The following is a 23,153-nucleotide window of genomic DNA, read 5'->3' as shown; positions in this document are numbered from 1 at the left end:
ATTCGACATTCTCGAATGCCGGTGAGGAATCCGTCGATCGGCCGGGAAAGTCCACGAATCGAAACCCTTGACAAGGTGTATCGCATTTATCAAGGCTGTGAGCAGGTACTAAAATCGAAGAGGATTCGAGTTATTCGAATGGTGACGACAGGAATGCCGACGACGAGGAAGTCGCCGAGTGCGATTAAGGGGTTCGAGCTGCCGGAGACGGCGGCGTCCCCCGGCACTGCGGGTGCGAGCCCGTACGATCTGGCGGCCTCGTCCCCTGTCGCGGTCAGCACGGCCCCCCGCTACGCCGCATCCCTGCTTGAGCTCGGCGTCCTGGAGAAGGACGGCGGCGGCCGTTACCGGCTCGTCGACATCACGATGACCAAGAAGGACACGATCGACCACCCCGACCGGCCCAGCCCATTCGCGTACGGGGTCGAAGCCGAGGTTCCTCACACGGTGTTCAAGGACAGCCCGTCCATAGACATGTCCGTGGGCGAGGAGTCGGCCTGGGGTTCGCCTGCGATGGACATCGTCACGGCCGTCGACACCTTCCTCATCTGCCAGGACGTGACGGCCGCCCTGGTCGGCGACTCGACCGGAAGCACGCTGACGAGTGCGACTCACAGGTGACGCGCACGTCTCGCACGAACTCTCGGCACCCGTCGAGTCCGGTGCGACCGCGACGCTCGTGCTCACCGATGGAGGCGGGAAGGAGTTGCTGCGCGCGAGCGTGACCGACGAGTGAACCGAACCAACGCACATCGGCACCCGTGACGGGGGCCGCGCCTCACGCGCGGCTCCGAGGCCCAAAGCGGCACGAACGGACGCCTTGCTCAACGGAGAAGGAAGCGCAATGAGAGCAACAACTCGCAATCTCGGACGTCGCTCGGCTGTGGCGGCCCTGAGCGCGGTCACCCTGGGGGCATCTCTGCTCCTCGGGGCGATACCGGCCGCCGCGGACGGGCCCGTCGCCTCGATCACCTTAGGCGAGGTCAACGAGGAGAACGGTCTCCGCCAGATCGAGCAGGGCGACGGCACGACCGCGCCCGTGACGGTCGGCGGGCTGAGCGCACGCAAGACCGTGCAGACCTCGGCGCCGGCGCAGCACATGTACTTCCAGGTCGACGACGCGGTCGCCTTCGACGGCGCGTACGTCGCGTGCCTGCAGGTCGAGTACTTCGACGAGGGCGGTGCCACCTTCCGCGTCCAGTACGACTCGACCAGCAGCGCGTACGCCGGGACGGGTTCGGTGAACCGCACCGGGTCGAACACGTGGAAGACGGCGGGCTTCGAGCTGATGGACGCCCGGTTCGCCAACCGCGAGAACGGCGGCGCCGACTTCCGCGTCGAGGCGGGCACGACCGGGGTGACCTTCCACAGCGTGAAGCTGACGATCATCCAGGAAGACGACGGCGTGACCCCGCCGTGCGCGGCCGCCGACCCCGACCCGGAACCCACCCCCATCCGCTGGCGGCTCAAGTACGACGAGCCGTTCAACAAGAAGATCCGCACTGAGGCCAGCCCGTGGGTGCTCGACGACTACAGCGAGCCGGTCGACGACTTCAACGACGACAACGGCGACCTCTACCGCCTTCAGCTCGGTCCCGAGTTCGACGCGTCGATGGCGACCATGCGGACCTACCGGCAGGAGACCGAGTTCGGCAATGACGGCTGGCTCACGGCGTCCCTCTCCACGCGCGAGAGCGCTGGGCGGGTCGACGACAGCTACACCGACACCGCCGAACGTCCGTCGATCAAGACGGAGAAGCTGGACACCGTAGGCGCCGTCGCCAACATCACGGTGCCTCACTACACAGGTGGCGCGATCATCCGCAACACCGAGCCACTGCCGAAGTATTACCGCATCGAGTACGAGCTCAAGACACTCGACTTCGGTGGCCTGCGTAACGGCTCGCTGTTCTACGACGGCAAGTACAACGGGTACACCCTCGGGGAGTGCAAGACGTTCTACCCGTGGGTCAGCAACCCGAACGACATCGACCCGGCCGACCCCTGCGCCACCCGCTCGGTGCGGGAGGACAGCAACGAGGCGTACAACGCGTTCCACTTCATGTCGATCCTGGACTTCCCGGCGATGCCCCGGAACCTGGCGATGTACCACTGGCACCGCAAGGTGCTCATGGACCAGTTCAGCCCGGCCCCGTCCCGGAACACCAACGGCTACGACGTCTGCAACTCGCTGACCGGTCAGAAGTACCCCTGGGACACGAGCAACAAGACCACGGTGAACATGCTCTACTTCACGGGTTCGCTCGGCCAGTCGCAGACGTTCGTGACGAGCTGCGACCGCCGGCCGGTTTCCGGCGTGCAGAAGTCGGCCGTGGAGCTGCAGCCCGAGCTGATGCCCCACAAGGACTACGCGTTCGCCATCGAGCGCACCCCGGCGGGTTACACGATGGAGGTCAGCGGCGTCTTCAAGAACGTCGGCAAGCAGACCTACCGGTTCACCCGGGGCTTCATCGACGACGACGCCGGCGTGATCGGGGCGAACGTGCCGATCTTCCACTACAACACGGACGCCGGGGAGTACAACGGCCAGTTCAACACGTCGCACCGCGCCACGGGCGCATTCGGTTCCAAGACGTGGGACAACCAGTGGCCGGCCGGCTCGGCCTACCCGGACTACTTCGTCATCGGTGAGCCGTACACGAACGTCGGCGAGGGCCAGGCCCGCATCGACAACATCCGGCTGTACGTGCCGAAGGAGTAGGCACGAGAAGGTCGCGATCGAACTGACGCAGCCGCGCCCCTGGGATGCACCCAAGGGCGCGGCCTGCCCTCCGGTTTGTCAACCAAGAGGCGACTGACCTTGAATCCGGTGGTGCCCAAACGTACACAGTCCCTGTCCCGACACCAGATCGTGGACGTGAGACGGCGCAGTGGTCTAGCTGAACGACACCGACTGCACGCTGCAGGTGGTGAGCCACGGGCCCGGATAGACCGGAGCCGTCGTGCAGGTCACGCTCGCGGTGATGGCGGTCGTTCCGGCGGGGATGCCGGTGATGCTGGTCGACCCGCTGAAGTCACCGGGTGGGTAGTGGCCGCTGCTGCACAGGGCGGAGATCCCCACGGACGTGGCCCCGTCGGGCAGGGCCTTGGCGAACTGGAACGCGTGCGTGGCGGGGACCGCGACCAGGCTGGGCGCGGACGAGGGCGGCGAGGTGTAGACCTGCACGCTGTAGGGGTACCAGTCGCGGGTGTCTCCCGAGTAGTTGACGTTGAGGCAGTCCACCGTGGCATTCAGCACGGCGACGGTCGCGTTGGCGGGTTGCGCCAGGCCCACGATGCCCAACGTGCCGGTGGTGACCAGTGCGAATCCGAGTGCACATGCTCGGCGGATCTGTGTCGCGGCAAACATCGCCATCCTCCCCAAAGGTGCTGACATCGGCCACCGCGAATTCAGCATCTTCCGCGCACCATGGTCAACAACCGGACACTTTCGACCCGGCCATAACCACCCGGGCGGCGAGATCCGAAGGGCGATTCCGTCCGCCGGCCCATTCGTTGACTTTCGAGGGATCGGCCGCCTGGAGGACCTGTCACCAGCGGCGTCGATGAAATCCTCATCGGATCCGGGGATTCGGGCCGCCGGTTGTGAGCCGCGATGGTCGCGTTGAAAGGTTCAAGCTCCTTCGCCGCGAGGTCGCCGGTGATGACCTTGGATCGGTTCACGTGGCAGGCCTCGCCGCTTGAGGATTCTCCCGCACAGGCGGCCGATCGAAGACCGTTCCTGAGGCCTGTGCGAGTTCGGCCACTATCTCCTTTTCCCGCACCCGCTCGTTGTCGATCCACTTCTTCCCCTCCGCGGCGATCCCTTCAAGGAGATGCAGGGTGTTACCGAGCCCGGCCGAGTCGAGCGTCAGCTCTGACACCTCGGGCAGGTCGTCTTCTTCACCCGACACGGTGAGCTTGATCGGATCGCCGTTCACCAGGGTGAGCTCGAAGGTCTTCCGGCCGAAGACCGGCTCCACCCGCGCGGCCACCACTTTGTCGTACTGGTAGCTCAGACGGGTTCCAGGCCGGATCTCGGTCGTCAGGAAGTCGAGGTTCATGGCCATCTGCCGGACACCTTCACACGTCAGCAGGAGCACCTGGATCCGATAGCGCGAGTAGCGCCACGGGCCGTCATTGACCCGCGCTCTTCTGTACGATTTCGCGGGTCCCTCGATGAAGGCGTGCGCGACGATGTCCCGCGCCGCGAGTTTGTAGCGCGTCATGGCTTCGGCCATCAACGCCTTGCGATCATGATCCAGCCAGTCGGCCATCTCGGTGTCCTGTGGCCGGTCCGAAAGCCTGTGCTTCCACTTCTCGTAGGCGACGAGCCGATCGGCCAGCACGCCCGCGTGTCCCTGCTCTTCGGCCGCGAACCTCCGTCGCTCGGCTCGGATGTATGACCATCTTTCGGCGGCGGTCCAAGCACAGACGAGGATGACCATCGCGGCGAGTGCGCCGGTCACCGGGCGGAGGTGCACTGCGCTCCACGTCATGATCACCGTTCCGGTGAGCAGCGCGACGGCTCCGCCGGCGAACTGCGCCCTCGTGGCGAAGGGAACGGTCAGCGGCTCGCGGGACTCCCACAGCGTGCCCTTCTGCCAGCGCCTCCTGACGTGGGTCACCATGTGCCGGATGAGCCAGGCGACGTCGTCGGCGTTGGTTCTGTCTTCTCGGTAGAGTTCGACGACCTCGTCCCGGAGAATGCGGCGTTCCCCTTCGGTTTCGCTCAGCCAGATGTCCCGGTCGGCGTTCTCAGGCAGATATCTCGCGAAGTATTGGTCGAACTTCCGGTCGACATTGTTGGCGAAACCCCGTGCCGGGGCGGCCGGTCGATGAGCCGAGGTGTGTCGCTCCGAATATCTGGCCTTTCTCCGCGCCTCGAGATGACGCCATTCGAGGCCGTTTCTCACACAGAGATGAGCTCCGGCTGCCAGGAAAAGCAGGCCGGTGACCGTGGCGGACCAGCTGCTCTGCCACGAGGCGACCGTGAGCCAGAACAGTGACCAGGCGCCGACGGCGGTGGACGCCCACGCGCGTGCCTGGTCACCGAAGGTCACCCGGGCCGGGGTGGGCAGGCGGGCCCGAGGGCCGGCTGGTTCCGGGTGGAAGAACTTCCACGCTCGATCGAGGCGGCCGTTCTCGTAGCGCTTCGCATGCGCCGAGTCGAATGCCCGCGCCCAGAGACCGTCGAGGATGGGGCCGTTCAGGAACATGTCCAGGTGGCGGAGGATCTCGTCCCGCTGCTGGGGGTCGATCTTCTTGAGGTGTTCGTCGACGGCCTGTGAATCCAGATCTTCCTTGGCCAGGGCCGCCAGGAGATCGTTGATCGTGCGGATCCCACGCGACCAGGAGTCGTTGGCCTGGTCGTCCAGACGCCTCTGCGCGGAGCGGAGCAGGTTGAACTCCGACTTCGGCACCTGCTGAAGGGTGCGGCCGCTCAGCAGGGCGAGCAGCAGGTAGAAATAGGAGCGACTGCTGATATGGCCATGGAGCACCGCGTGACCGATATGTTCTCTGGCCTTGTCCGGCATTCCTCCGCGCAGATATTTGACGCCTACGTTGAAATGGTCCTGAGAGGTGGGGGCGGCCGGCAGGTGGTAGACGTTGTGGTAGATGTCGCCGTGCACGGCCTCGGCCTGCACGCCTATGGTGGAGTTCTCGGCGTAATTGGTGGCTCTCGGGTCGAAGTCGTTCATAACGTGCCCTTGATCGCGGCGATTATGGCCACCACCCGGGCCGCGAGGTCGGCCACGTCCATGAGCAGGCCGCTCACCTTCTTGAGGGCGAGCAGCGCCGTGTTCCGGCCCTCGGGCGTGCCTTCCGCCAGAGAGTCGGTGGCGACGTCGATCTCCTCGCCTGCCGCGGTGTAGGTCGCCTCGTCGACGGTTCCCGCTCTGCGCGCCGCGCCGAGCAGGCGGCGCAGCTCCGTGAGCGCGACCTCGGGGGCCTGGTGCGCGGTGGGGGTCTGGCCGACGGTCACGCCGCCGTGGATGGTTCCGGCCTGTACGCCCACCTGCGCGCCGCCCTTGGCGATGTTCGTCACGCGGTCACTCATGGCGTCGTCCTTCGTCTCGGTGGTGTGGCCGGCCTCCTTGGCCAGTTCCTCGGTCACCGCGACGGCGAAGGCCGCCGCGTTCGCCGCCGCCTTCGGCTGCCAGCCCGCGCCGTCGGTGGTCGTCTTGGTGCCGTCGGCGCGGTCGCTGATGCCTCTGATCACGACCATCGGGAGCGACCTGTTGAGATGGGCCGCCTGAGCCACGCCGGCGGACTCCATCTCGATGGCCTGGGCGTCGTTGTACGTCTGGCGGACCCACCGCGCGTGGGCGGAGACGGCCGAGTTCTGCACGATCTCGCCCGCGGCGATGGGGGCGAACCGTACCTTCGGTTCCGGCTGGCCCGCCGGGAGGTGGCGTTTCCAGCCGCCGTCGCGGTGCAGGAAGTGGGTCAGCTGCTCCACCTCGTGGGAGGTCTCCCAGGCTCGGGGGCGGGCCTTGAGGCCGTCGTCCTCGCTGGTGCCGCCGTGGTAGGCGTACACGTGGCTGGCGACGACCACGTCACCCAGGTCGATCTGCGGCCACAGGGCGCCGGCGACACCGGCGAAGACGAGCGCGTGGGGCTGGAACTCGGAGATCACGCGTTCGGTGATGACGGCCGACGTGTGGTTCCCCTTGCCGACCTGGGCGAGGACCACCCGGTGGCCGGCCAGGCGGCCGGTCTCGAATCGGGTGCCGGCCGAGTGGCGGTAGGGCTGGAGGTTGGTCAGGTGCGCGCGGACGGCCATGTACTCGAGGTCGAGTGCGGTGAGGATGACGATGGGGCGACGGGTCACGTGCGCGTCTCCTTTACTGGGCGGAGCGGGCCATGGGGGGATAGAGGGTCTGCATCGGGCCCGCTTTGAAGAGCCGGGCCGGGCGGCCGTTCTCGGTGCGTCGCATCGGTCCCGCCGGGACGATGAATCCCTCGGCTTTCTGGACTTTGCGGTAGAAGTTGCGCGGGTCGAGCCGCACGTCCCAGACGGCCTCGTAGACCTGCTGCAACTCGGAGATGGTGAAGGTCTCGCGGCAGAACGCCGTGGCGAGGGCCGAATGCTCCAGCTTCACCCGGGCGCGCTCCACGCCCTCCGCGACCATGCGGCGGTGGTCGAACGCGAGGTGCAGCCGGGCCGACAGGACGTCGTCCACGGGTCTCCACCAGGCCTCGGCCGCGTCTGTGCCGGCCACCGGTTCCGGCAGGCGCGGCGCGACCGCCAGGTAGGCCGCCGAGACCACCCGGCCACGTGGGTCACGCCCCGGTTCGCCGTAGAAACCCAGCGGTTCGAGGTGCGGAACCTCGGACAGTCCCGCCTCTTCCGTCAGTTCCCGCTGGGCCGCCGCGAGGATGTCCTCGTCGAGGTCGCGGAGGAATCCTCCGGGAAGCGCGAGCGCGCCCTGATGGGGCTCGACGCCGCGCTCGATGAGCAGGACGTGCAGCGAGGGCCCGCGCAGAGTAAGGATCACCAGATCCACCGCCAGCAGCACGCGGGGTGCTTCCCAGGAGTCAGTGTTCACTGGGCTCAACGTAGCTTCTTGTCAGATTGACAGGAAGTCGAAAACGTCAGGGGTTACCATCATCTGTCCACGGAGGTTACGCGGCGGTGTCCAGGGTTCCCAGGATGACGTCGGCGGTCTGGATCAGTTGCAGAACATACCCGGCGTTCTCCCCCCGGAGACCGGGATGCAGCGCGCGCAGCTCGTGGGCGCAGCTACTCAGCGTCGCGATACGTCCCACGTCGAGATCCCCCTCGTTCTGGACGTACGCCGACACACACCCCGCGATCACAGCGTCGAGGTAGGCCACCGGTTCACCGGACGCGGTCGCCATGAAGCGCAGCCCAATGGGTAGAGGCGCGGCCAGGTGCTCTCCCCAGAGGTTCGAGACCGCCGCGTAGGCCTCAGATCGTCGGCTCAAGGATGTCGTACTGACGGTAGGGCAAGGGTGTGATCACGGTGAGGGACCCCTTCTCCTTGTGCTTGGCTGCCTTCCATAACGCTCCGAACGTGGCCTTCAGATCACGTAACGGCTCCGGCTCCAGACCGTTGGCGATCGCCAGGCGGTGACACACCACCACGAACGTGTGGATGAAGCGCCAGTCGGGCAGCACGTCCCGCCGTCCTGACAGGTAGTCGGACAGCGTCGAGTCGGGGAGTCGCACCCAGCCGGCGTTCTCCTCCTCGACGCACAGGGCGGCCGCAGCCTTCTCGACCTCTTTGAGTGACGGGTTGCCGGCGTCGACGCGCAGGCCGACGGCCGTGTCGCGGAGCAGGTCTCTGGAGGCCTTTCCGGCGAGCTCATCACGCATGGGGGATCCGTTTCTGGACGCGGTGATAACCGTGACAATTGTGAGAGTAATGCCTGTCGTGATGGCATGCACCATTGATTACTGATTTCCAATCGGCCTGCCGATGTGCGGATATGGCGAGAAAATTCCGATGGAATCCGTAGCTGTCCGGAGGCATCCGGCCACGTCCGGGCAGGCGGAAAATCGCAGGTCCGACGGTATCCGGCGGGGGGTGTGTATAAGTGGATCCGGAAGGGCGTCCCGCCTGGAGAAGGGGAAGCTCACTGTGCGTATCACTGGGCGTATCACTGCGCGTAGCGTCGTGCCGGTCGTGGCGGCTGGCCTGCTGGGAGTCGCGGGTCCCGCCTACGCCGACCACACCACCGACATCCGCGTCTACAACCGGATGGACGGCAGCCGCCTCGCGGTGACCGGGAACAGCACCGCCGAGGGCGCCCGCGTGATCGGCCTGCGGTCGCCGAGCCTGCAGTACACGACGGCGCGCTGGTCGGTCGACGAGCGGCCCGACGGCTACACGGTCTTCAGGAACGAGCTGGCCAACAAGTGCCTCCAGCCGGGCACCGACAACCCCGTCGCGGGGGACCCCCTGGTCATCCGCACCTGCGACGGCTCGAAGCTGCAGGACTGGTCGCGCCGGGCCGAGGAGACTTTCGCCGATTCGCCCACCGGGTGGGGGACCTTCCGGCCCCGGCTGAACTCGGGGCTGGCGATCACGATCGCGACGTGGGAGGGCGGCGGGAGCTGGGACTCGCTCTACCTCGACGCCGACCAGAACTCGACCGACCGCCTCTGGCGCCTGGCCAGGGGAAACAACACCTGGTGGTAGCGGTGAACCGGCCGCGGTGCGGGGGCGGGCCGCGGCCGGTCTCCATCCAGTGAGGCGGGACATCCGCCGTTCCGCGCCCGCAGGGTCACAGGGAACGGTGTGGAACGTGCTGTTTCGCCCTGTCTCGACCCAGGAGTAACATCCGCCAGATGCGTCTCCTGATCCCCGCCGTCCTGCTCGTCTCCGTGCTCCCGGCGGCCCCGGCTCAGGCGGCGGCCGTACAGATCATCGGAACGGGAACCCCCGCCGGCTGCACGTCGCAGGCCGTCGTCCGCGCGGTCGCCAAGGGCGGGACCATCCGCTTCAACTGCGGCCCCCGGCCGGTCACGATCAAGATGGCCGCCACCGCGAAGGTCCGCAACACCAGCCGTGACGTCGTCATCGACGGCGGCGGCAAGGTCACCCTGAGCGGTGTGGGCAAGCGCCGCATCCTCTACATGAACACCTGTGACCGGGCCCAGGTGTGGACCACGTCCCACTGCCAGGACCAGGCCACGCCCCGCCTGACCGTCAAGAACATCGGCTTCGCCGACGGCAACTCCATCGGCCAGGTCACCGAAGGCGGCGGGGGCGGCGCCATCTTCGTCCGCGGCGGGCGTCTCAGCGTTGCCAACGCCACCTTCACCCGCAACCGGTGCGAGGCGAGCGGACCCGATCTCGGCGGCGCGGCCATCCGCGTCCTCGACCAGTACAGGGACCTGCCCGTCACCGTCGTGAAGAGCAGGTTCACGAACGGGACCTGCGCCAACGGCGGCGCGCTGAGCAGCATCGGCGTCTCGTGGGTGATCCAGAACAGCGTGTTCAGCGGCAACCGGGCGACCGGCTCGGGCGCGAACCCGGCCCGCAGCGGCAAACCGGGCGGCGGCAGCGGCGGCGCGCTCTACATGGACGGCAACTACTTCACCGTAAAGATCACCGGCTCGACGATCCAGAACAACCGCGCCAACGAGGGCGGCGGCGCCATCTTCTTCGTCAGCAACGACAACTCCGGCACACTGCACATCACCCGGTCGAAACTCCGCAACAACCCGAGCCTGAAGTTCGAGACCGCGGGCTTCCCCGGCATCTTCTTCAAGGGCAGGGGCAAGCCCCAGATCACCAGATAGAAGCCTCTCTTCCGTTACGGCTCCGCCTACCCCGGCACCGCCCGCCGCCCCCGGCCGGCACCGTAACCTGCGCCAACCGGCCGCGCACACCGCGCGCCGCAACGAGCCAGAAGACGCGAAGATGGCCGGGCCCCCCCGAGGCCCGGCCACCCCTTCACTCCCCATTCAGATGGCTATGCGTTCCACTTCTGGTTGGCCGCGCCGGTGCAGGTCCAGATCTGCAGCCTGGTGGCGTCGGCGCTGGAGTTGCCCGTCACGTCGAGACACTTGCCGGAGGCGGGGTTCACCAGATCCCGGCCCGTCGTGTACGTCCACTGCTGGTTGGCGGTGCCACCGCAGTCCCACAGCTGGAGCTGGGCTCCGTTGGCGGTGCTCTGGCCGGTCACGTCCAGGCACTTGCCGAAGGCGCGGACCGTGCCGTCACCCGGGCGGGACCACTGCTGCGCGGTGGTGCCGTTGCAGGTGTAGAGCTGCACGGCCGCGCCGTTCGCGGTGGAGGCCCCGGCCACGTCGATGCACTTCCCGGCCAGGCCGGTGATCGCGCCGGCGCCGGGGTTGCCGGTGCCGCCGCCACTCTGCGTGCCCGTCCACGTGAAGGTCGCGGTCGTGCGCGCGGGCAGGGTGTAGGTGAAGGCCTGGTTGCCCCAGTTCACCCGTACCGACTGGGACGATGTGGTGCCGTTGTGGGCGATCAGGGCCTTGGTGCCGTCGGTGTTCTTCCAGGCGACGTTCTGGACGGTTCCGTTGGCGCTTGACTCGATGCGGGCCGCACCCGGCTTGACGAACTTGGTCAGATGGCCTGTCGTGTAGTACTCGATGGTGTTGTCCACCTGACCCGCCCGCGCGCCGCCCTCCTGGACGGTGACGAGGCCGGTGCAGACGTCGCAGCCGCCGTTGTGCGGGCCCATCGACTGGTTGAGCGCGAGCGACCACTTGACGATGCTCTTCGACCAGTTCCGGGTGTAGTTCACGATGTCGGACATGTCTTCGTTGTGCTGGTTGCCGATCCAGGTGCCGCCCGAGTGCTCCGTCGAGAACTGGTTCACGTTCGGATACTGGTTGTGGACCTGGGTGCCGACGTTCACGTCACCGAAGTAGCCGTGCCAGGCGATGCCGCCGAACAGCGGATCGTTGCGGACCGCGGCGTCGGCGATGATGCCCGAGCCGATCTGGGCGTAGTCGCCGTAGTTCCAGTCGTGGACGAGCACCTTGGTGGTGATGCCCGCCGCCCGCAGCGCCGGGTAGAGGTGGTTCTTGGTGAGCTCGGTCAGGCCGGAGGCGTTCCAGCTCATGCCGGGATAGTTCATCGCGGTCGGGTTGCCCGCCTGGCAGCAGTTGGGCTCGTTCTGCACCGAGATGTAGTCGACCGGCACGCCGATGGCCTGGTAGCTCTGGATGTATTTCACCAGGTACTGGGCGTACATCGGGTAGTACTGCGACTGCAGCCAGCCCATCTGGTCCATCCGGCCGTTGTCCTTCATCCAGCCGGGGGCGCTCCACGGCACGCCCTTCACCCGCAGTTGCGGGTTGAGCTGCTTGGCCTGCTGGGTGAGCAGCCGCACGTTGGTGTCGTAGCCGTTCGACCCGAAGTCGTTGAGGTTGCAGCAGGTGTCGTCGAGCGAGACGTGGCCGGGCCGGGACAGGTCAGATGCCCCGATCGGGTTGCGCACGAACGACAGGCCGATGCCGTCGACCGGGTGGAACAGGCGGCGCATCACCGCGTCCCGCGTCGCGGCGCTGATCGCGCCGCCGCGGAACAGATGGGCGGTGGTGTCGGTGATCGACGCGCCGCCGCCCTCGAAGGTCTGGTAGGTCGTGTTCTCGTTCACCGTGATCGTGTGGGTGGCCCCACCGGCGGTGGTGCTGAAGTTGACGGGGGACTGCTGCTGAAGGCCGCGCGTGACGTTCCGGCCGCCGCCGTCGGAGGTGGTGGTGAGCCAGATGTTGACGGTCTCGTTGGCGGCGTAGGCGGGGGCCGTCAGCAGCGCCGCGGTGGTGATGAGGGCGGCGCCTGACGCGACGGCCCGGCGAAAGCGAGGTAACACCGTGATTCCTCTCGCGGTCCGCGGGACGCCGGCTGGCGGACCTGTAACAAATGAAACAGGAAAGAAACCTTGCTGTGCGCCACAGCACAACATGCTCGGGAAAACCTGTCAAGGTCAGTGTGAAACAAGTGGAACAGCAGGGACCGGTCCAGTGGATTCCCGGATGACGAGCTGACTGCCCAGGGAGACGTGCAGCGCCTCGACGGCCTGTTTGCCCAGGATCCGCATCAGCAGGGTGACCGCTGTGCGGCCCATCTCCTGCAGAGGTTGACGGACCGTGGTCAGGGCCGGGCTGGTCGCGCGGCTCACGTCGATGTCGTCGAACCCGGCGATGGAGAGGTCACGCGGGATCGACAGGCCGCGCTCGGCGGCGGCCCACATGGCCCCGACGGCCATCTTGTCGTTGAACGCCACCAGCGCCGTCGGCCGCTCGGGCAGGTCGAGCAACTCGGCCGCCGCGCGGTAGCCGTTCCCGGTGTTCGGCTCGACGACGGCTCTGGTCAGTTCCGGCAGGGGCAGCACGCCCGCCCCCGCGAGAGCCGAGGCGTAACCGGCGAGCCGGGCCTCGGCGGCCAGCCAGTCGACCGGACCGCCGATGATGCCGACCCGGCGGTGCCCCAGGCCGACCAGGTGCGCCATCACGGCCCGCCCGCCGGCGAAGTGGGCGGCTGACACGGCCGCCATGTCCTTGGCGGGTGGGGTGCGGGGATCGACGACCACGAAGGGGAAGGACTGGTCGCGAAGTCGTACAAGATCAATGGGCTCTTCGGGAGGCAGGATCAGGATCGCGCCCGCGATCCCTGAGCGGCCCGGAAGGGTCTTCAGGATCTCGGCCGACTGGGCCGTCTCGCCCGCGTTGAGGATCATCTGACGCCCGTGCAGATCGATGGTCTCCGCCACCGACGACACGATCAGCCCGAAGTAGTCGGTCAGCAGGTAGGGGCAGCGGACGTAGACCGCCCCCGCCGCCGGTTCTGCGCGCGGCCGGGGGGCCTGGTCGCCGAGGCGGCCGACGGCGGCGAGCACCAGCTCACGCGTGTGCGGCGCGACGTTGGCCTGCCCGTTGAGCACCCGGGAGACGGTCGCGATCGACAGCCCGGTCGCCGCCGCGACATCACGCACCGTCGCCCTGTCTCTGGCCAACGCACCTCCAACAAATCCTCAAGCCGCCACCAAGCCGGTCATCATACAAAAGAGGCATGGAACTGACGCGCCCCAAACCGGCGGACGCCCAGGCGATCTACGACCTGATCGCCGACCTCGACACGATCGTGGTCGGACAGCCCGACTCCACCCTCGACGACATCGCCGACCTGCTCGCCGACCCCGACTTCGACCCGGCGACCGACGGCTGGCTCTGTTTCGAGGACGGCCGCCTGACGGGCTTCGGCCAGGCGCTGCGCAAGGGCCGCACCGACGAGATCATGGTCGATGTCCGTGCCCGCAGTGTCGCCGCGGCCGAGGTGCTGTGGGAACAGGTTCTCGGCCGCTTCAGCGACGTCACCGCCGAAATCGGGGTGTACGCCCAGGACACCGTCCAGCGGGCAGCCGTCGAGTCACGTGGTTTCGCCTATGCGACCAGCTTCCACCGCATGCGCATCGACCACGCCGCGCAGCCCGAGGTGGAGTTCCTGCCCGGCGTGACCGTGGAGGCCGGCGCCTTCGACAAGGACTCGATGCTCCGCGACGTCCACCGCGTGCTGGAGATCGGCTTCGCCGAGCACTTCGGCGCCTACGAGCGCACCTACGACGAGTGGTACGAGTCGCGCGAGGCCTCCAGCTCCAACGACTGGGGCCAGATGCTGCTCGCCCGCGTCCACGGCAAGCCCGCCGCCGCCCTGATCGGAACCGACAACTTCGTCCCCGACGAGAACTGCGGGTACGTGCTGCGCCTGGCCGTGCTGCCGGAGTATCGCGGCCGCGGCCTGGGCGGACTGCTGCTCAGCCGGGCCTTCGCCGCCGACTTCCGGCGCGGCCGGGTCGGCACGATCCTGGACGTCGACTCGAACAACGTGACTCCCGCGCTCGGTTTGTACACGTCGATGGGGATGCGGCCGTACATGACCCTGGACATCTGGAAGAAGCGCCTCTAAAGCCACCTGGCCGCGACCGCGGACGCGACCGCCGTCGCGGCCAGGCACACCATCGTGATCGCGATCGACCCGCTCGACAGGAACAACGTCCCGAACGCGGCGACCCCCACCACTTGGCCCAGTTGCAACATCATCGCGAGCAGCCCGCTGGCGTCCGGCGCGTCGGCCGGCGCCACCCGGGCGAGCGCGACCGTCATCAGCGGACTGAACGCCCCCGCCATCCCGGCCCCGATCACGGCCAGCACGACCAGCAGGTACGGCATGCCGTGCCCGCCCCCGGAGAGCACCCCCGCCAGTGCGACCAGCCCGGCGGCCACGACGACGGAGGCCGAGACGATCAGGCGCCGGTGCAGCCGGGCGGGGACCCGCTTCCAGTTGAGGCTCACCAGCGCGAAGGCGGCGGCCATCGGAACGAAGGTCAGCCCCGCGCGGAGCGGGGAGTCGTGGAGGTCGTTCTGCAGGTGCAGGGCGTTGGAGAACAGGAACCCGCCATACACGGCCATCACCCCGAAGATCGCGACCCCGGCGGCCACGAGCCCGGGAACCCTGAGCAGATGACCGGGGATGAGCGGATGCGCGACCCGTCGCTGAATCAGGACGAACCCGGCGAAGACCAGTGCCCCCGCGATCATGAACAGCCATCCGCGCTCCAGCACGAGCGGCACCACGACGAGGCTCGTCGCCAGTGACAGGGTGAGGAGCCCCGGGAGGTCGAGCCCTCTTCCCGGCTTCGGCTCGTCGGCGGGCAGGTTCCTGGCGCCGAGCCAGAGGAGCACCAGCCCGATGGGAACGTTGACCAGGAAGATCGGCCGCCACGAGGCGCCGAACAGGTCGAGCGTGACGAGCAGCCCACCGAGGATCTGCCCGCCGACCGCCGCGAGAGAGATGACGGCGGCGTAGATGCCGAGCGCCCTGGCCCGGCCGGCCTGCGGAACGCTGACCTGGATGAGACTGAGCACCTGCGGCACCATCAGGGCGGCTCCCGCGCCCTGGAGCAGCCGGAAGACGATCAGCGTGGCGGCGTCGGGGGCGATCCCGCAGAGCAGCGAGGCGGCGGTGAACACGGCGAGCCCGGCGAGGAACCACCGGCGATATCCCGACCGCCCGCCGAGCCTGGCACCGGTGATGAGCAGCATCGCGTAGGCGATCGTGTAACCGGCGACGATCAGCTGGAGCTCGGCTCCCGACGCCGCGAGATCGGCCTGGATGGTGGGGGCGGCGACGTTGACGATCGAGACGTCGAGGATCGCCATGAACTGGCCGGTCAGGATGAGGCCCAGGAGAGGGCGGGACCGGGTTTCGACGAGGGGCATGGTTGTATGGTGGCGGTGCGCTTATCCAGTTACTAAGAGCCTGCTTATCCTGGTATTGGGGCTACCACCATGGTCCGTGGAGAACTCGCCGCCTTCCTGAAGAACCGCCGCGCCCGCGTGTCGCCCGAAGACGTCGGGCTGCCGCCCGGAAGCCGCCGCCGCACACCCGGCCTGCGCCGGGAGGAGCTCGCCCAGCTCGCCGGGGTCGGGGTGACCTGGTACACGTGGCTGGAGCAGGGCCGTCCGATCAACGTGTCCGGGCAGGTCCTCGACGCGGTGGCCCGCACCCTGAAGCTTGACGCCACCGAACGGGAGCACCTCTACCGGCTGGCCGACGTGCCCGGGGGAGTGGCAGGGGATTCGGGCGACACGGAACTCGACCCGGCGGTGCGGGTCATCCTCGACGGCCTCGACCCGCTGCCCGCCGCCGTCTACAACGCCCGCTACGACCTGCTGGCCTGGAACGAGACCTACGCGGCGCTCTTCTGCCGGTTGGTGACCGTGCCGCGGTGCGAGCGGAACGCGCTGTGGCAGATGCTCAACGGGCCCTCCTGCTGCGCGGTCATGGTGAACCGCGACGAGGAGCTGCCGCAGATGGTGGCGACGTTCCGGGCGGCGTACGGGCGGCATCTGGGCGAACCGGCGTGGACGGCCTTCATCGACCGGCTGACGGTGGAGAGCGCCGACTTCGCCCGGATGTGGGCGGCACATGACGTGGCCCGGTCGTGGACGCGGAACAAAATCATGAGGCATCCGTCGGTGGGGCTGCTGAATCTGATTAGCACCAGCCTGACGCTGGCGGCGCCGGGGGAGTCGCGGATCGTGGTGTACACACCGGCCGACGAGACGAGCCGGGCCAACGTGGAGTGGCTCCACGCGAACAAGCCGGGCCTCGACCACGATCACTGAACCCCGGTAAGGGATGACCGGCGTCAGTGCGTACACAAACACCGGCCCGCCGTCCGAAGGAGTGGACGGCGGGCCGGCTGGTGAGTTAGCGGCCGATGGCCAGGCAGGTCGCCGTGGCCTTCTTGGTCGGGTCGCTCTCCGAGACCGCGGTCAGCTTGATCGTGGCCAGGAGGCTGCCGCCCTTGGCGCGGATCGCGTGGACCGGGACCGTCACCGTCTTGCCGAACTCGGCCGAGGTCAGGAAGTTCGGCACGTTCGCCGACCAGCCCTTCCCGTTCACCGTCGTCGACACGCGGTACACGTCACTCTTGGTGTAGGCCGAGACGTCCTCGGGGTGAGCCGCGGTGGAGGTTGCGGCCTTGCCGGTGTTGGTCAGCGGGAACTTGCAGGTCGCCATGCCGTCGCCCAGGGTGATCCCGGCGGCGGGCAGCACGCGGACGCCGCGCTTCTGCGGGCCCGAGCCGTCGAGGGACCGAACGGCCACCTTGTACGACAGGGTCCCGTCCTTGGCCCGCTTCAGGTCCAGGACGTAGAAGTGCAGGCGGTTGGCCTCGTCGGTGAACTCGTACTCCGAGCCCGAGTCGGCGCCGGCCTTGAACAGGGCGTCCGACAGCTGGCGGTAGTCGCCGATCGTGATGGGCACGGCGGTGCCGTCGGGCAGGACGTAGTCGGTCATGCCGATGTCCTGCGGGTTGGCGTCGACGACCCACTCGAACGGAGCCTGGTCCTGGTCCTTGGTCTTGGCCAGCAGGACGCCCGAGTCGGGGGTGAACGAGTCGGCGCCGACGCGGTCGACGACCTCGAGCGTGTAGTTGTTGTAGTTGCCGCCGTCGCACAGCGGGTTGGTCTGCCACTGGCAGGCGGGGGACTTGTCGCCGGTCTGGAAGGCGATGTTGAGGCCCGACAGGCCCTTGGCGCCGGGCTGGATCGCGCGGGCGGTCACGTCGGCCACCACGAGGCCCGACTCGTCGAGCTGGTCGCGGTTGAGGCGCAGGACGTTCTGCTCGTCGACCATGTTGAGCACCATCTTGTTGCGCAGCATGTGCTGGGCGCCCATCGAACCGCCACCGGTCGGCGGGATCAGCCAGCGGCTGTGCGGGCCGCCGGGGCCGTTGAAGCTACCGCGGCTGAGCATCTCCCAGATGCCGGTGTACGCACGGCGTACCGGAACCCCATAAGGGTTGTTGTAGTTGTCGGCGATGCCGAAGATGTGGGACAGCTCGTGGGCGTAGACGCCCATGCCGGAGCTCTCGGCCTGGACCGAGTCGACGCCGAAGCGGGCGTTGGGCCAGAAGGTGGAGCCGGCCTGCCAGGAGGTCCACTCGACGTAGCGGGTGGCCGACCAGTTGGGCAGGGCGGGGTCTTCGGGACCGAACTCGTCGGTCACGTCCTCCTTGGTCGGGAACTTCATCATCCCGAACTCCTGCCAGGTGGACGACTCGTCCTGACCGGCGCTGAGGAAGAACACGAAGTCGTACTGGTCGAGGACCTCCTGGCCGACGGCGGCCAGCCACGCGGCGTTGCCGTCGTTGCGCAGGTTGCGGTTGCAGGTGTCGCCGGCCGGGCACGCGTTGCGCTGGTACTCCAGCGCGTACTCGTGGTCCTTGCCCGGCATCAGGTACGGGCCGAAGCCGGTCAGGTCGACGCCGATGCGGCCGCCCGAGTCCTCCATCCAGTATTCGTGGATGGTGTGGCCCTTGTTCAGGTCGTTCGGGGTGTTCAGGAAGTCCTGGTAGAACTTCGCGACCTGGTCACGCGGCACGTCGTGGGCCTGGGCGGACGGGTTCTTGAAGACCGTCGAGCCCTGCGGCTGCGTCACGACGAACGGCTGGTTCGCGTAGTCCAGCAGGACCAGGGCGCCCTTGAAGGTACGGTCGCTGCCCTTGACGCTGGGGTCGTTCCACTTGGTGCCCGGGGGCTTCTTGTAGTCCGACCACGTCATGTTGTCGGGGTTTTCCCAGTTCTGCGGGTCGACCGGCTTCGGCATGTCCGAGTGGCCGCCGAGGGTGCGCAGCTGGGCCGTCGGCTCGTCCTGCTGCCAGGGCTGGGTCTGGGGCCAGTGGTTGTACCGCCACGGGGTCTCCGGGTCCGGCAGGGGTTCAGCGGCGAACGCTTGGGTGGCGTTCGCTAAGGCGAGGGGTGCGAGCAGTGCTGCCGCGACCAGCAGCCTGAGAGGGCGTTTCATAAAATGTCACGTTATACATCCCTGTTTGGGGGATCAACAGTCACTCTGTTATGACTGGTGTCATGTTCACCCCTCCCAGGGAACTACCAGACGATCTTCTCCGTACCGTGATCGCGGAGACATGGAATCTGGACCCGGGAGGTCTTGACTACCTCCCCCTGGGCTTCGGCAGCCACCACTGGAAGATCGGCGACGCGTGGTTCGTGACCGCCGACGACAAGCCGTTCGACGCGCTGGCGTCGGCCCTCAGCGCCGTGCCCCCCTCGGTCGGGATCGCGCCGATCGGCCCTCTGGTGGCTGTCGGGCGGTGGACGGTCGCGCTCTATCCGTACAAGACCGGAGAGACTTTCGAATGGGGTGAGTTCAGCTCGCCCGAACACCGGGCGCAGACCCTCCGCATGGTCCGTGAGGTGCACCGATCGCCGTTCTGTCAGGCCCGGTTTGACACGTTCCAAGTCCCCGGCCGCGCCGCGACACTGGCCTTCACCCCAGGTGCGGGCCCGTTCGGGGCCCGCGCCGCCGATCTGCTCGCGCACGGTCAAGACAAGATCAAAAGACTCTGGGTCCGGTACGACCATCTCGTGCGCGACGCCCTGAACCTGCGTGACCGGATGGTGCTCACGCACGGCGAGCCCCACCCCGGCAACACGATGCGCACCGACGACGGCTGGCGGCTCATCGACTGGGACACCGCCCTGATCAGCCACCCCGAACGCGACCTGTGGCTGCTCGGCGAGACCGAGGGGACGCTCCCGTGGCTGCTCGACCTCTACCGGCTGCGCCGGCGGCTCAACGACATCGCCGAAGAGGCGAAACGATTCACGATGCCCCACACGGGCAGCGAAGACGACGAGTTCGGGTGGACGATCCTCCGCGACAACGTGAATGATCTCTGAGATGGACCGAACCTTCGACCTCGACGAGGCCGACGCACTGATGCCCGAGGTGCTGGCCCGCACCGCCGTCCTCGTCGACCTGCGGGCCGACCTGGCCGAGCTCACCCACGACCTGCGCGCCACCGGCCACTCCCGGCTGGGCGGGGTGGCCGAGGCGAAGGGCCTGGAGGCGCGGCTGTCGGAGTCGTTCGGCTGGTTCACCGAGACCGGCATCGAGGTGAAGGGCATCGCCCCGTTCCTCATCGACTTCCCGTCGGTCCTCGACGGCGAGTCGGTCCGGCTGTGCTGGCTGGAGGGCGAGTCGTCACTGGCCTGGTATCACCTGACGACCCTGGGCTTCCCCGGCCGCCGCAGGATCCCGTAGCCGCCCTCAGCGCTCTTCTTCGCCGGTGTATTCCTCGTCGTAGTCGGGGTCGAGGCTGCCCCAGACGGTTCCGTAGCGCAGGGTCACCAGGCGGCCGACGGCCTCGTGGGCGCCCAGGGGCGCGGAGCAGTTGTAGTTCTCCGTGAGAGCGCTCACCCGCTCGGCGTCGGCTTCCGGGCCGATGATGAACGGGGCCAGGGCGATGCGGGAGGCGCCGATGTTGCGCAGCCGCTCGGCCGCGTCGGCCACCGTGGGACGGCCGTCAAAAGCCGCAGGAACGACGGGAAGGGCCAGACGGGCGGCCAGCAGGACGGCGGTCGCGTCGGCGCCACGGGCCGACTCGTCGCCGCCCACGGTGGCCACGATGATGCCGTCGACCGGTGAGGTCACGTTGAACAGGCGTATGCGGTCGGCGCGGGCCAGGCCGCGTTCGGCCAGGCGCACGTGCAGCGCCTCGGCGAGGAGGGGGTGCGGGCCGAGCGGGTCGGTGACCACGACGGCGGCCTCGCTCTCGCGGGCGGCCTCGCGGACCGCGCGGACGACGCGCGGGTGGGGGCCGGTGACCAGCGGCACCACGACGGCGGCGTGGCCTTCGGCGGAGCGGGCGTTGCCGATGGCGGCGAACTCCTTGGCCGCGTCGGCGCCGCCGTCGCTGAGCGAGATCAGGCGCAGGTCCAGCGTCGGGTTGTCGACGCGGATCGTGTTCGCCAGTTCGGTCACGACGTCGTCTACCGCACCCGGGACCGCGAGCACCAGAACGGGCGCGTCGGGGGGCAGCGTGACGGGCAGCGGGCGCCGATGGCGGCCGCCTCCACCCGGGCGGGACGAGCGTTCCCGCGTGGGGAGCTTCGCCGGAACGTCATGACCTTCGTTCACACCGGCGGATTCTAGGACCAAGCAGGCGATTTCGTGGAGTCGACGGGCCGAGTCGTTCACAGAGAGGACCATTGATCCCATGATCACAGTGTTCGGCAGCGCCAATATGGATCTTGTCGCGTACGTGGAAAAGGCTCCTGAGCTGGGAGAGACCGTATCAGGCCGGGAATTCCGCACGATCTGCGGGGGTAAGGGAGCCAACCAAGCAATTGCCGCTGCACGTGCGGGGGGAAACGTCCGTTTCGTCGGAGCGGTCGGCGACGACGCCTTCGGCCGCGAGCTCCGCGACGCCCTCGACCGGTCAGGTGTGGACACCCACGACCTCCGGACCGTCGAGGGACCCTCGGGCATCGCCCACATCGTCGTCGAGGACGGCGGGGCCAACTCGATCATCGTCGTGCCCGGCGCCAACGGGAAGGTGACCGAGCGGGACGCGGCCGACCTGTCAGGCGACGCGCTGCTGCTCCAGCTCGAACTGCCGATGGAGGCCGTGGTCGCGGCGGCCCGGAACTTCTCCGGTCTGGTGGTGCTGACGCCCGCGCCGGTGGCTCCCTTGCCGCGGGAGCTTCTGGACGCTGTGGGGCTTCTCCTGCCCAATGAGCATGAAGCAGCCGCCATCACCGGTCTCACAACGCCCGGGGAGGCGCTGGAAGCCCTTCTGGAGCTGGTTCCCGAAGCGGTGGTCACAATTGGTGCCGACGGGGCGATCTACGGCTCACGGGACGGCTCACGCCTCCGCGTGTCCGGTCGGCCGGTCAACGCGATCGACACGACGGCGGCGGGGGACACGTTCGCGGGGGCGTTCGTGGTCGCGCGGACCGAAGGACGTACCGCGCAGGAGGCTCTGGAGTTCGCCACGGCGGCCGCCGCGCTGTCGGTGCGGCGGCCCGGCGCGTCGACCTCCATGCCTACAAGAGCGGAAATCGACGCCGAAGTAGGGTGAGGGGCATGCCCGGTGCGGAGATCGTGGAAGCCGGCGGGCGCGAGGTGACGATCACCAATCCCGATCGGGTGGTCTTCCCGAGCACCGGCCACACCAAGCTCGACCTGGTCCGCTACTACCTTGCGGTCGGCGGGGGAGCCCTGCGCGGGGTCGCCGACCGGCCGACCGTGCTCAAGCGGTTCGTGCACGGCGTCGACGAGGAGCCCTTCTTCCAGAAGCGGGCGCCGGCCAAACGGCCCGACTGGATCGAGGTCGCCGAGTTCCGCTACCCCAGCGGGCGCAGCGCGGAAGAGGTGATCGGGCGCGACCTGGCGACCATCGCCTGGTGCGTCAACCTGGGCTGCGTCGACCTGAACCCGCATTCTGTACGTTTTCCCGACATCGACCACCCCGACGAGCTGCGCGTGGATCTCGACCCGGTCCCGGGCGTGCCGTGGGAGGAGATCATCGAGGTCGCGCTCCAGGCCCGCGACGTGCTCACCGAACACGGGCTGACGCCCTTCCCGAAGACCTCCGGATCGCGCGGATTCCACGTCTACGCGCCGATCACGCCCGGCTGGACCTATCCGCAGGTGCGCAAGGCCGCCGAGGCGGTGGCCCGCGAGGTCGAGAGCCGGGCGCCCGGGATCGCCACCTCCCACTGGTGGAAGGAGGAGCGCCAGGGCGTCTTCGTCGACTTCAACCAGAACGCCCGCGACCGCACCACCGTCAGCGCCTACTCCGTCCGCCCGACCGGCCGGGTGTCGACCCCGCTGGCGTGGGACGAGGTGCCGGGGTGCGATCCCGAGACGTACACGATGGAAGTGGTGACGGCCCGCTTCGAGGAGCGGGGCGACCCCTGGGCGGCCATGGACGGCGTCGAGGGCTCGCTCGATTCGCTTCTGGCACTGTCCAAAGCGCAGGGACCGCGCCCGAAGAACCCGAAGGGCGCCGGCCGTCGAGAGCCGACGATGCCGCTCATCGAGATCGCCCGCGCGGAGAAGAAGGACGACGCGGTGAAGGCCCTGGACAACTGGAAGGGCAGGCATCCGGAAGCGGCCGCGCTGCTCGAACCCGCCGACGTCCTCGTCGACTCCATGCGCGGCCGCTCGTCCACCTGGACCCGGATCCGGATCAATCTCCAGCACGTGCCGGAAGACCTGAGGCCCCCGCAGGAACCCCTGGAAGTCGATTTCGACCCGTGGGCGGGGCTGCGCCCCGGGTCGTAGGAGCGGTCCGGGACGCGGTCCCCTTAAAACGCCCGCGCCCCGGCC

The 23,153-nt window shown here is 68.2% G+C and carries 22 protein-coding genes; 11 read left to right on the top strand and 11 right to left on the bottom strand.

The features are described from left to right. The first annotated feature begins 153 nt into the window (after positions 1–153). From AW272_RS12365 to AW272_RS12360, 3 genes are all read left to right on the top strand, one after another. Positions 154–621 carry an IclR family transcriptional regulator gene (locus tag AW272_RS12365; protein ID WP_066363917.1) on the top strand — a complete coding sequence of 156 codons (468 nt, stop codon included), beginning with the start codon at positions 154–156 and terminating at the stop codon, positions 619–621. Further along, positions 605–736, top strand: coding sequence for a hypothetical protein (locus AW272_RS45560; RefSeq protein ID WP_275527294.1), 132 nt, complete (start codon positions 605–607; stop codon positions 734–736). Before AW272_RS12365 ends, AW272_RS45560 begins: the two co-directional genes overlap by 17 nt. 108 nt (positions 737–844) lie before the next feature. Continuing rightward, a complete protein-coding gene (locus AW272_RS12360; protein WP_157518505.1) occupies positions 845–2,722 on the top strand; it encodes a hypothetical protein in 1,878 nt (625 codons plus the stop codon). 174 nt (positions 2,723–2,896) lie between these two features. Here the strand turns inward: AW272_RS12360 and AW272_RS12355 are convergent, their stop codons facing one another. The 6 genes from AW272_RS12355 to AW272_RS12330 all read right to left on the bottom strand — a co-directional run bounded on the left by AW272_RS12355 (position 2,897) and on the right by AW272_RS12330 (position 8,344). Then, positions 2,897–3,370: a hypothetical protein gene (locus AW272_RS12355; RefSeq protein WP_157518504.1), complete on the bottom strand. Its 474-nt coding sequence runs from the start codon at positions 3,368–3,370 to the stop codon at positions 2,897–2,899. 310 nt (positions 3,371–3,680) lie between these two features. Continuing rightward, positions 3,681–5,702 carry a hypothetical protein gene (locus tag AW272_RS12350; RefSeq protein ID WP_066363912.1) on the bottom strand — a complete coding sequence of 674 codons (2,022 nt, stop codon included), beginning with the start codon at positions 5,700–5,702 and terminating at the stop codon, positions 3,681–3,683. Then, positions 5,699–6,835, bottom strand: a complete 1,137-nt coding sequence (locus AW272_RS12345) for a 5'-methylthioadenosine/S-adenosylhomocysteine nucleosidase family protein (RefSeq protein WP_083958238.1) — start codon at positions 6,833–6,835, stop codon at positions 5,699–5,701. Before AW272_RS12345 ends, AW272_RS12350 begins: the two co-directional genes overlap by 4 nt. A gap of 13 nt (positions 6,836–6,848) precedes the next feature. Next, a complete protein-coding gene (locus AW272_RS12340; RefSeq protein WP_066363910.1) occupies positions 6,849–7,553 on the bottom strand; it encodes an NUDIX hydrolase in 705 nt (234 codons plus the stop codon). Between the two features lie 76 nt (positions 7,554–7,629). Continuing rightward, complete coding sequence (locus tag AW272_RS12335; protein WP_157518503.1) at positions 7,630–7,953, bottom strand: hypothetical protein; 324 nt, start codon at positions 7,951–7,953, stop codon at positions 7,630–7,632. Then, on the bottom strand, positions 7,937–8,344 hold the full coding sequence (locus AW272_RS12330; RefSeq protein ID WP_066363907.1) for a hypothetical protein: 408 nt from the start codon (positions 8,342–8,344) through the stop codon (positions 7,937–7,939). The genes AW272_RS12335 and AW272_RS12330 overlap by 17 nt, the downstream gene beginning before the upstream one ends. 310 nt (positions 8,345–8,654) lie before the next feature. Here AW272_RS12330 and AW272_RS12325 point away from each other — a divergent pair, with 310 nt between their 5' ends. Next, complete coding sequence (locus AW272_RS12325; RefSeq protein ID WP_157518502.1) at positions 8,655–9,170, top strand: RICIN domain-containing protein; 516 nt, start codon at positions 8,655–8,657, stop codon at positions 9,168–9,170. A 149-nt stretch (positions 9,171–9,319) separates the two neighbouring features. Continuing rightward, complete coding sequence (locus AW272_RS12320) at positions 9,320–10,276, top strand: hypothetical protein (protein ID WP_066363903.1); 957 nt, start codon at positions 9,320–9,322, stop codon at positions 10,274–10,276. Positions 10,277–10,449: 173 nt separating this feature from the next. Here the strand turns inward: AW272_RS12320 and AW272_RS12315 are convergent, their stop codons facing one another. Both AW272_RS12315 and AW272_RS12310 read right to left on the bottom strand, forming a co-directional pair. Next, entirely contained in the window at positions 10,450–12,321 is a 1,872-nt protein-coding gene (locus tag AW272_RS12315; protein ID WP_218010869.1) for an RICIN domain-containing protein, read from the bottom strand. A 114-nt stretch (positions 12,322–12,435) separates the two neighbouring features. Next, a complete protein-coding gene (locus AW272_RS12310) occupies positions 12,436–13,464 on the bottom strand; it encodes a LacI family DNA-binding transcriptional regulator (protein ID WP_218010868.1) in 1,029 nt (342 codons plus the stop codon). Positions 13,465–13,520: 56 nt separating this feature from the next. Here AW272_RS12310 and AW272_RS12305 point away from each other — a divergent pair, with 56 nt between their 5' ends. Then, a complete protein-coding gene (locus AW272_RS12305; RefSeq protein WP_066363901.1) occupies positions 13,521–14,414 on the top strand; it encodes a GNAT family N-acetyltransferase in 894 nt (297 codons plus the stop codon). Here AW272_RS12305 and AW272_RS12300 read toward each other — a convergent pair. Beyond that, positions 14,411–15,727, bottom strand: a complete 1,317-nt coding sequence (locus AW272_RS12300; RefSeq protein WP_066363899.1) for an MFS transporter — start codon at positions 15,725–15,727, stop codon at positions 14,411–14,413. The two genes, AW272_RS12305 and AW272_RS12300, sit on opposite strands and share 4 nt — an antisense overlap. A 69-nt stretch (positions 15,728–15,796) precedes the next feature. On the opposite strand from AW272_RS12300, the gene AW272_RS12295 reads away from it, so the two are divergent. Further along, positions 15,797–16,636 (top strand): helix-turn-helix transcriptional regulator, encoded by an 840-nt coding sequence (locus tag AW272_RS12295; protein ID WP_066363898.1) that lies wholly within the window; start codon positions 15,797–15,799, stop codon positions 16,634–16,636. 85 nt (positions 16,637–16,721) lie between these two features. Here AW272_RS12295 and AW272_RS12290 read toward each other — a convergent pair whose 3' ends face one another. After that, positions 16,722–18,821 carry a M6 family metalloprotease domain-containing protein gene (locus AW272_RS12290; RefSeq protein WP_066363897.1) on the bottom strand — a complete coding sequence of 700 codons (2,100 nt, stop codon included), beginning with the start codon at positions 18,819–18,821 and terminating at the stop codon, positions 16,722–16,724. Positions 18,822–18,928: 107 nt separating this feature from the next. On the opposite strand from AW272_RS12290, the gene AW272_RS12285 reads away from it, so the two are divergent. Next, positions 18,929–19,717, top strand: a complete 789-nt coding sequence (locus tag AW272_RS12285) for a phosphotransferase (protein WP_066363895.1) — start codon at positions 18,929–18,931, stop codon at positions 19,715–19,717. 1 nt (position 19,718) lies between these two features. Beyond that, the gene (locus tag AW272_RS12280) at positions 19,719–20,081 is read left to right on the top strand and encodes a DUF2203 domain-containing protein (RefSeq protein WP_083958234.1); all 363 of its coding nucleotides are present in this window, start codon (positions 19,719–19,721) and stop codon (positions 20,079–20,081) included. A gap of 6 nt (positions 20,082–20,087) precedes the next feature. On the opposite strand, the gene AW272_RS12275 is transcribed toward AW272_RS12280, so the two are convergent. After that, complete coding sequence (locus tag AW272_RS12275; protein ID WP_066364676.1) at positions 20,088–20,957, bottom strand: sirohydrochlorin chelatase; 870 nt, start codon at positions 20,955–20,957, stop codon at positions 20,088–20,090. A 79-nt stretch (positions 20,958–21,036) separates the two neighbouring features. Here AW272_RS12275 and AW272_RS12270 point away from each other — a divergent pair, with 79 nt between their 5' ends. Further along, positions 21,037–21,900, top strand: a complete 864-nt coding sequence (locus tag AW272_RS12270; RefSeq protein WP_083958233.1) for a ribokinase — start codon at positions 21,037–21,039, stop codon at positions 21,898–21,900. A gap of 5 nt (positions 21,901–21,905) precedes the next feature. Beyond that, positions 21,906–23,108, top strand: a complete 1,203-nt coding sequence (locus tag AW272_RS12265; RefSeq protein ID WP_066363893.1) for a DNA polymerase domain-containing protein — start codon at positions 21,906–21,908, stop codon at positions 23,106–23,108. The last annotated feature ends 45 nt before the right edge of the window (positions 23,109–23,153 follow it).

The sequence above is a fragment of the Herbidospora mongoliensis genome, assembly GCF_001570545.1.
Taxonomy (GTDB): Bacteria; Actinomycetota; Actinomycetes; order Streptosporangiales; family Streptosporangiaceae; genus Herbidospora; species Herbidospora mongoliensis.
Note: the sequence above shows the minus strand (reverse complement) of the source record. Positions and strands in the feature narration are given on the sequence as shown.

Bases quoted from the DNA above. Each gene is read 5' to 3' on its own strand.
- AW272_RS12360 (WP_157518505.1), top strand. From the start codon at position 845: ATGAGAGCAACAACTCGCAATCTCGGACGTCGCTCGGCTGTGGCGGCC.
- AW272_RS12330 (WP_066363907.1), bottom strand. From the start codon at position 8,344: ATGCGTGATGAGCTCGCCGGAAAGGCCTCCAGAGACCTGCTCCGCGAC.
- AW272_RS12295 (WP_066363898.1), top strand. From the start codon at position 15,797: ATGGTCCGTGGAGAACTCGCCGCCTTCCTGAAGAACCGCCGCGCCCGC.
- AW272_RS12300 (WP_066363899.1), bottom strand. From the start codon at position 15,727: ATGCCCCTCGTCGAAACCCGGTCCCGCCCTCTCCTGGGCCTCATCCTG.
- AW272_RS12280 (WP_083958234.1), top strand. From the start codon at position 19,719: ATGGACCGAACCTTCGACCTCGACGAGGCCGACGCACTGATGCCCGAG.
- AW272_RS12270 (WP_083958233.1), top strand. From the start codon at position 21,037: ATGATCACAGTGTTCGGCAGCGCCAATATGGATCTTGTCGCGTACGTG.
- AW272_RS12305 (WP_066363901.1), top strand. From the start codon at position 13,521: ATGGAACTGACGCGCCCCAAACCGGCGGACGCCCAGGCGATCTACGAC.
- AW272_RS12320 (WP_066363903.1), top strand. From the start codon at position 9,320: ATGCGTCTCCTGATCCCCGCCGTCCTGCTCGTCTCCGTGCTCCCGGCG.
- AW272_RS12365 (WP_066363917.1), top strand. From the start codon at position 154: ATGCCGACGACGAGGAAGTCGCCGAGTGCGATTAAGGGGTTCGAGCTG.
- AW272_RS12265 (WP_066363893.1), top strand. From the start codon at position 21,906: ATGCCCGGTGCGGAGATCGTGGAAGCCGGCGGGCGCGAGGTGACGATC.
- AW272_RS12355 (WP_157518504.1), bottom strand. From the start codon at position 3,370: ATGTTTGCCGCGACACAGATCCGCCGAGCATGTGCACTCGGATTCGCA.
- AW272_RS12290 (WP_066363897.1), bottom strand. From the start codon at position 18,821: ATGAAACGCCCTCTCAGGCTGCTGGTCGCGGCAGCACTGCTCGCACCC.
- AW272_RS12350 (WP_066363912.1), bottom strand. From the start codon at position 5,702: ATGAACGACTTCGACCCGAGAGCCACCAATTACGCCGAGAACTCCACC.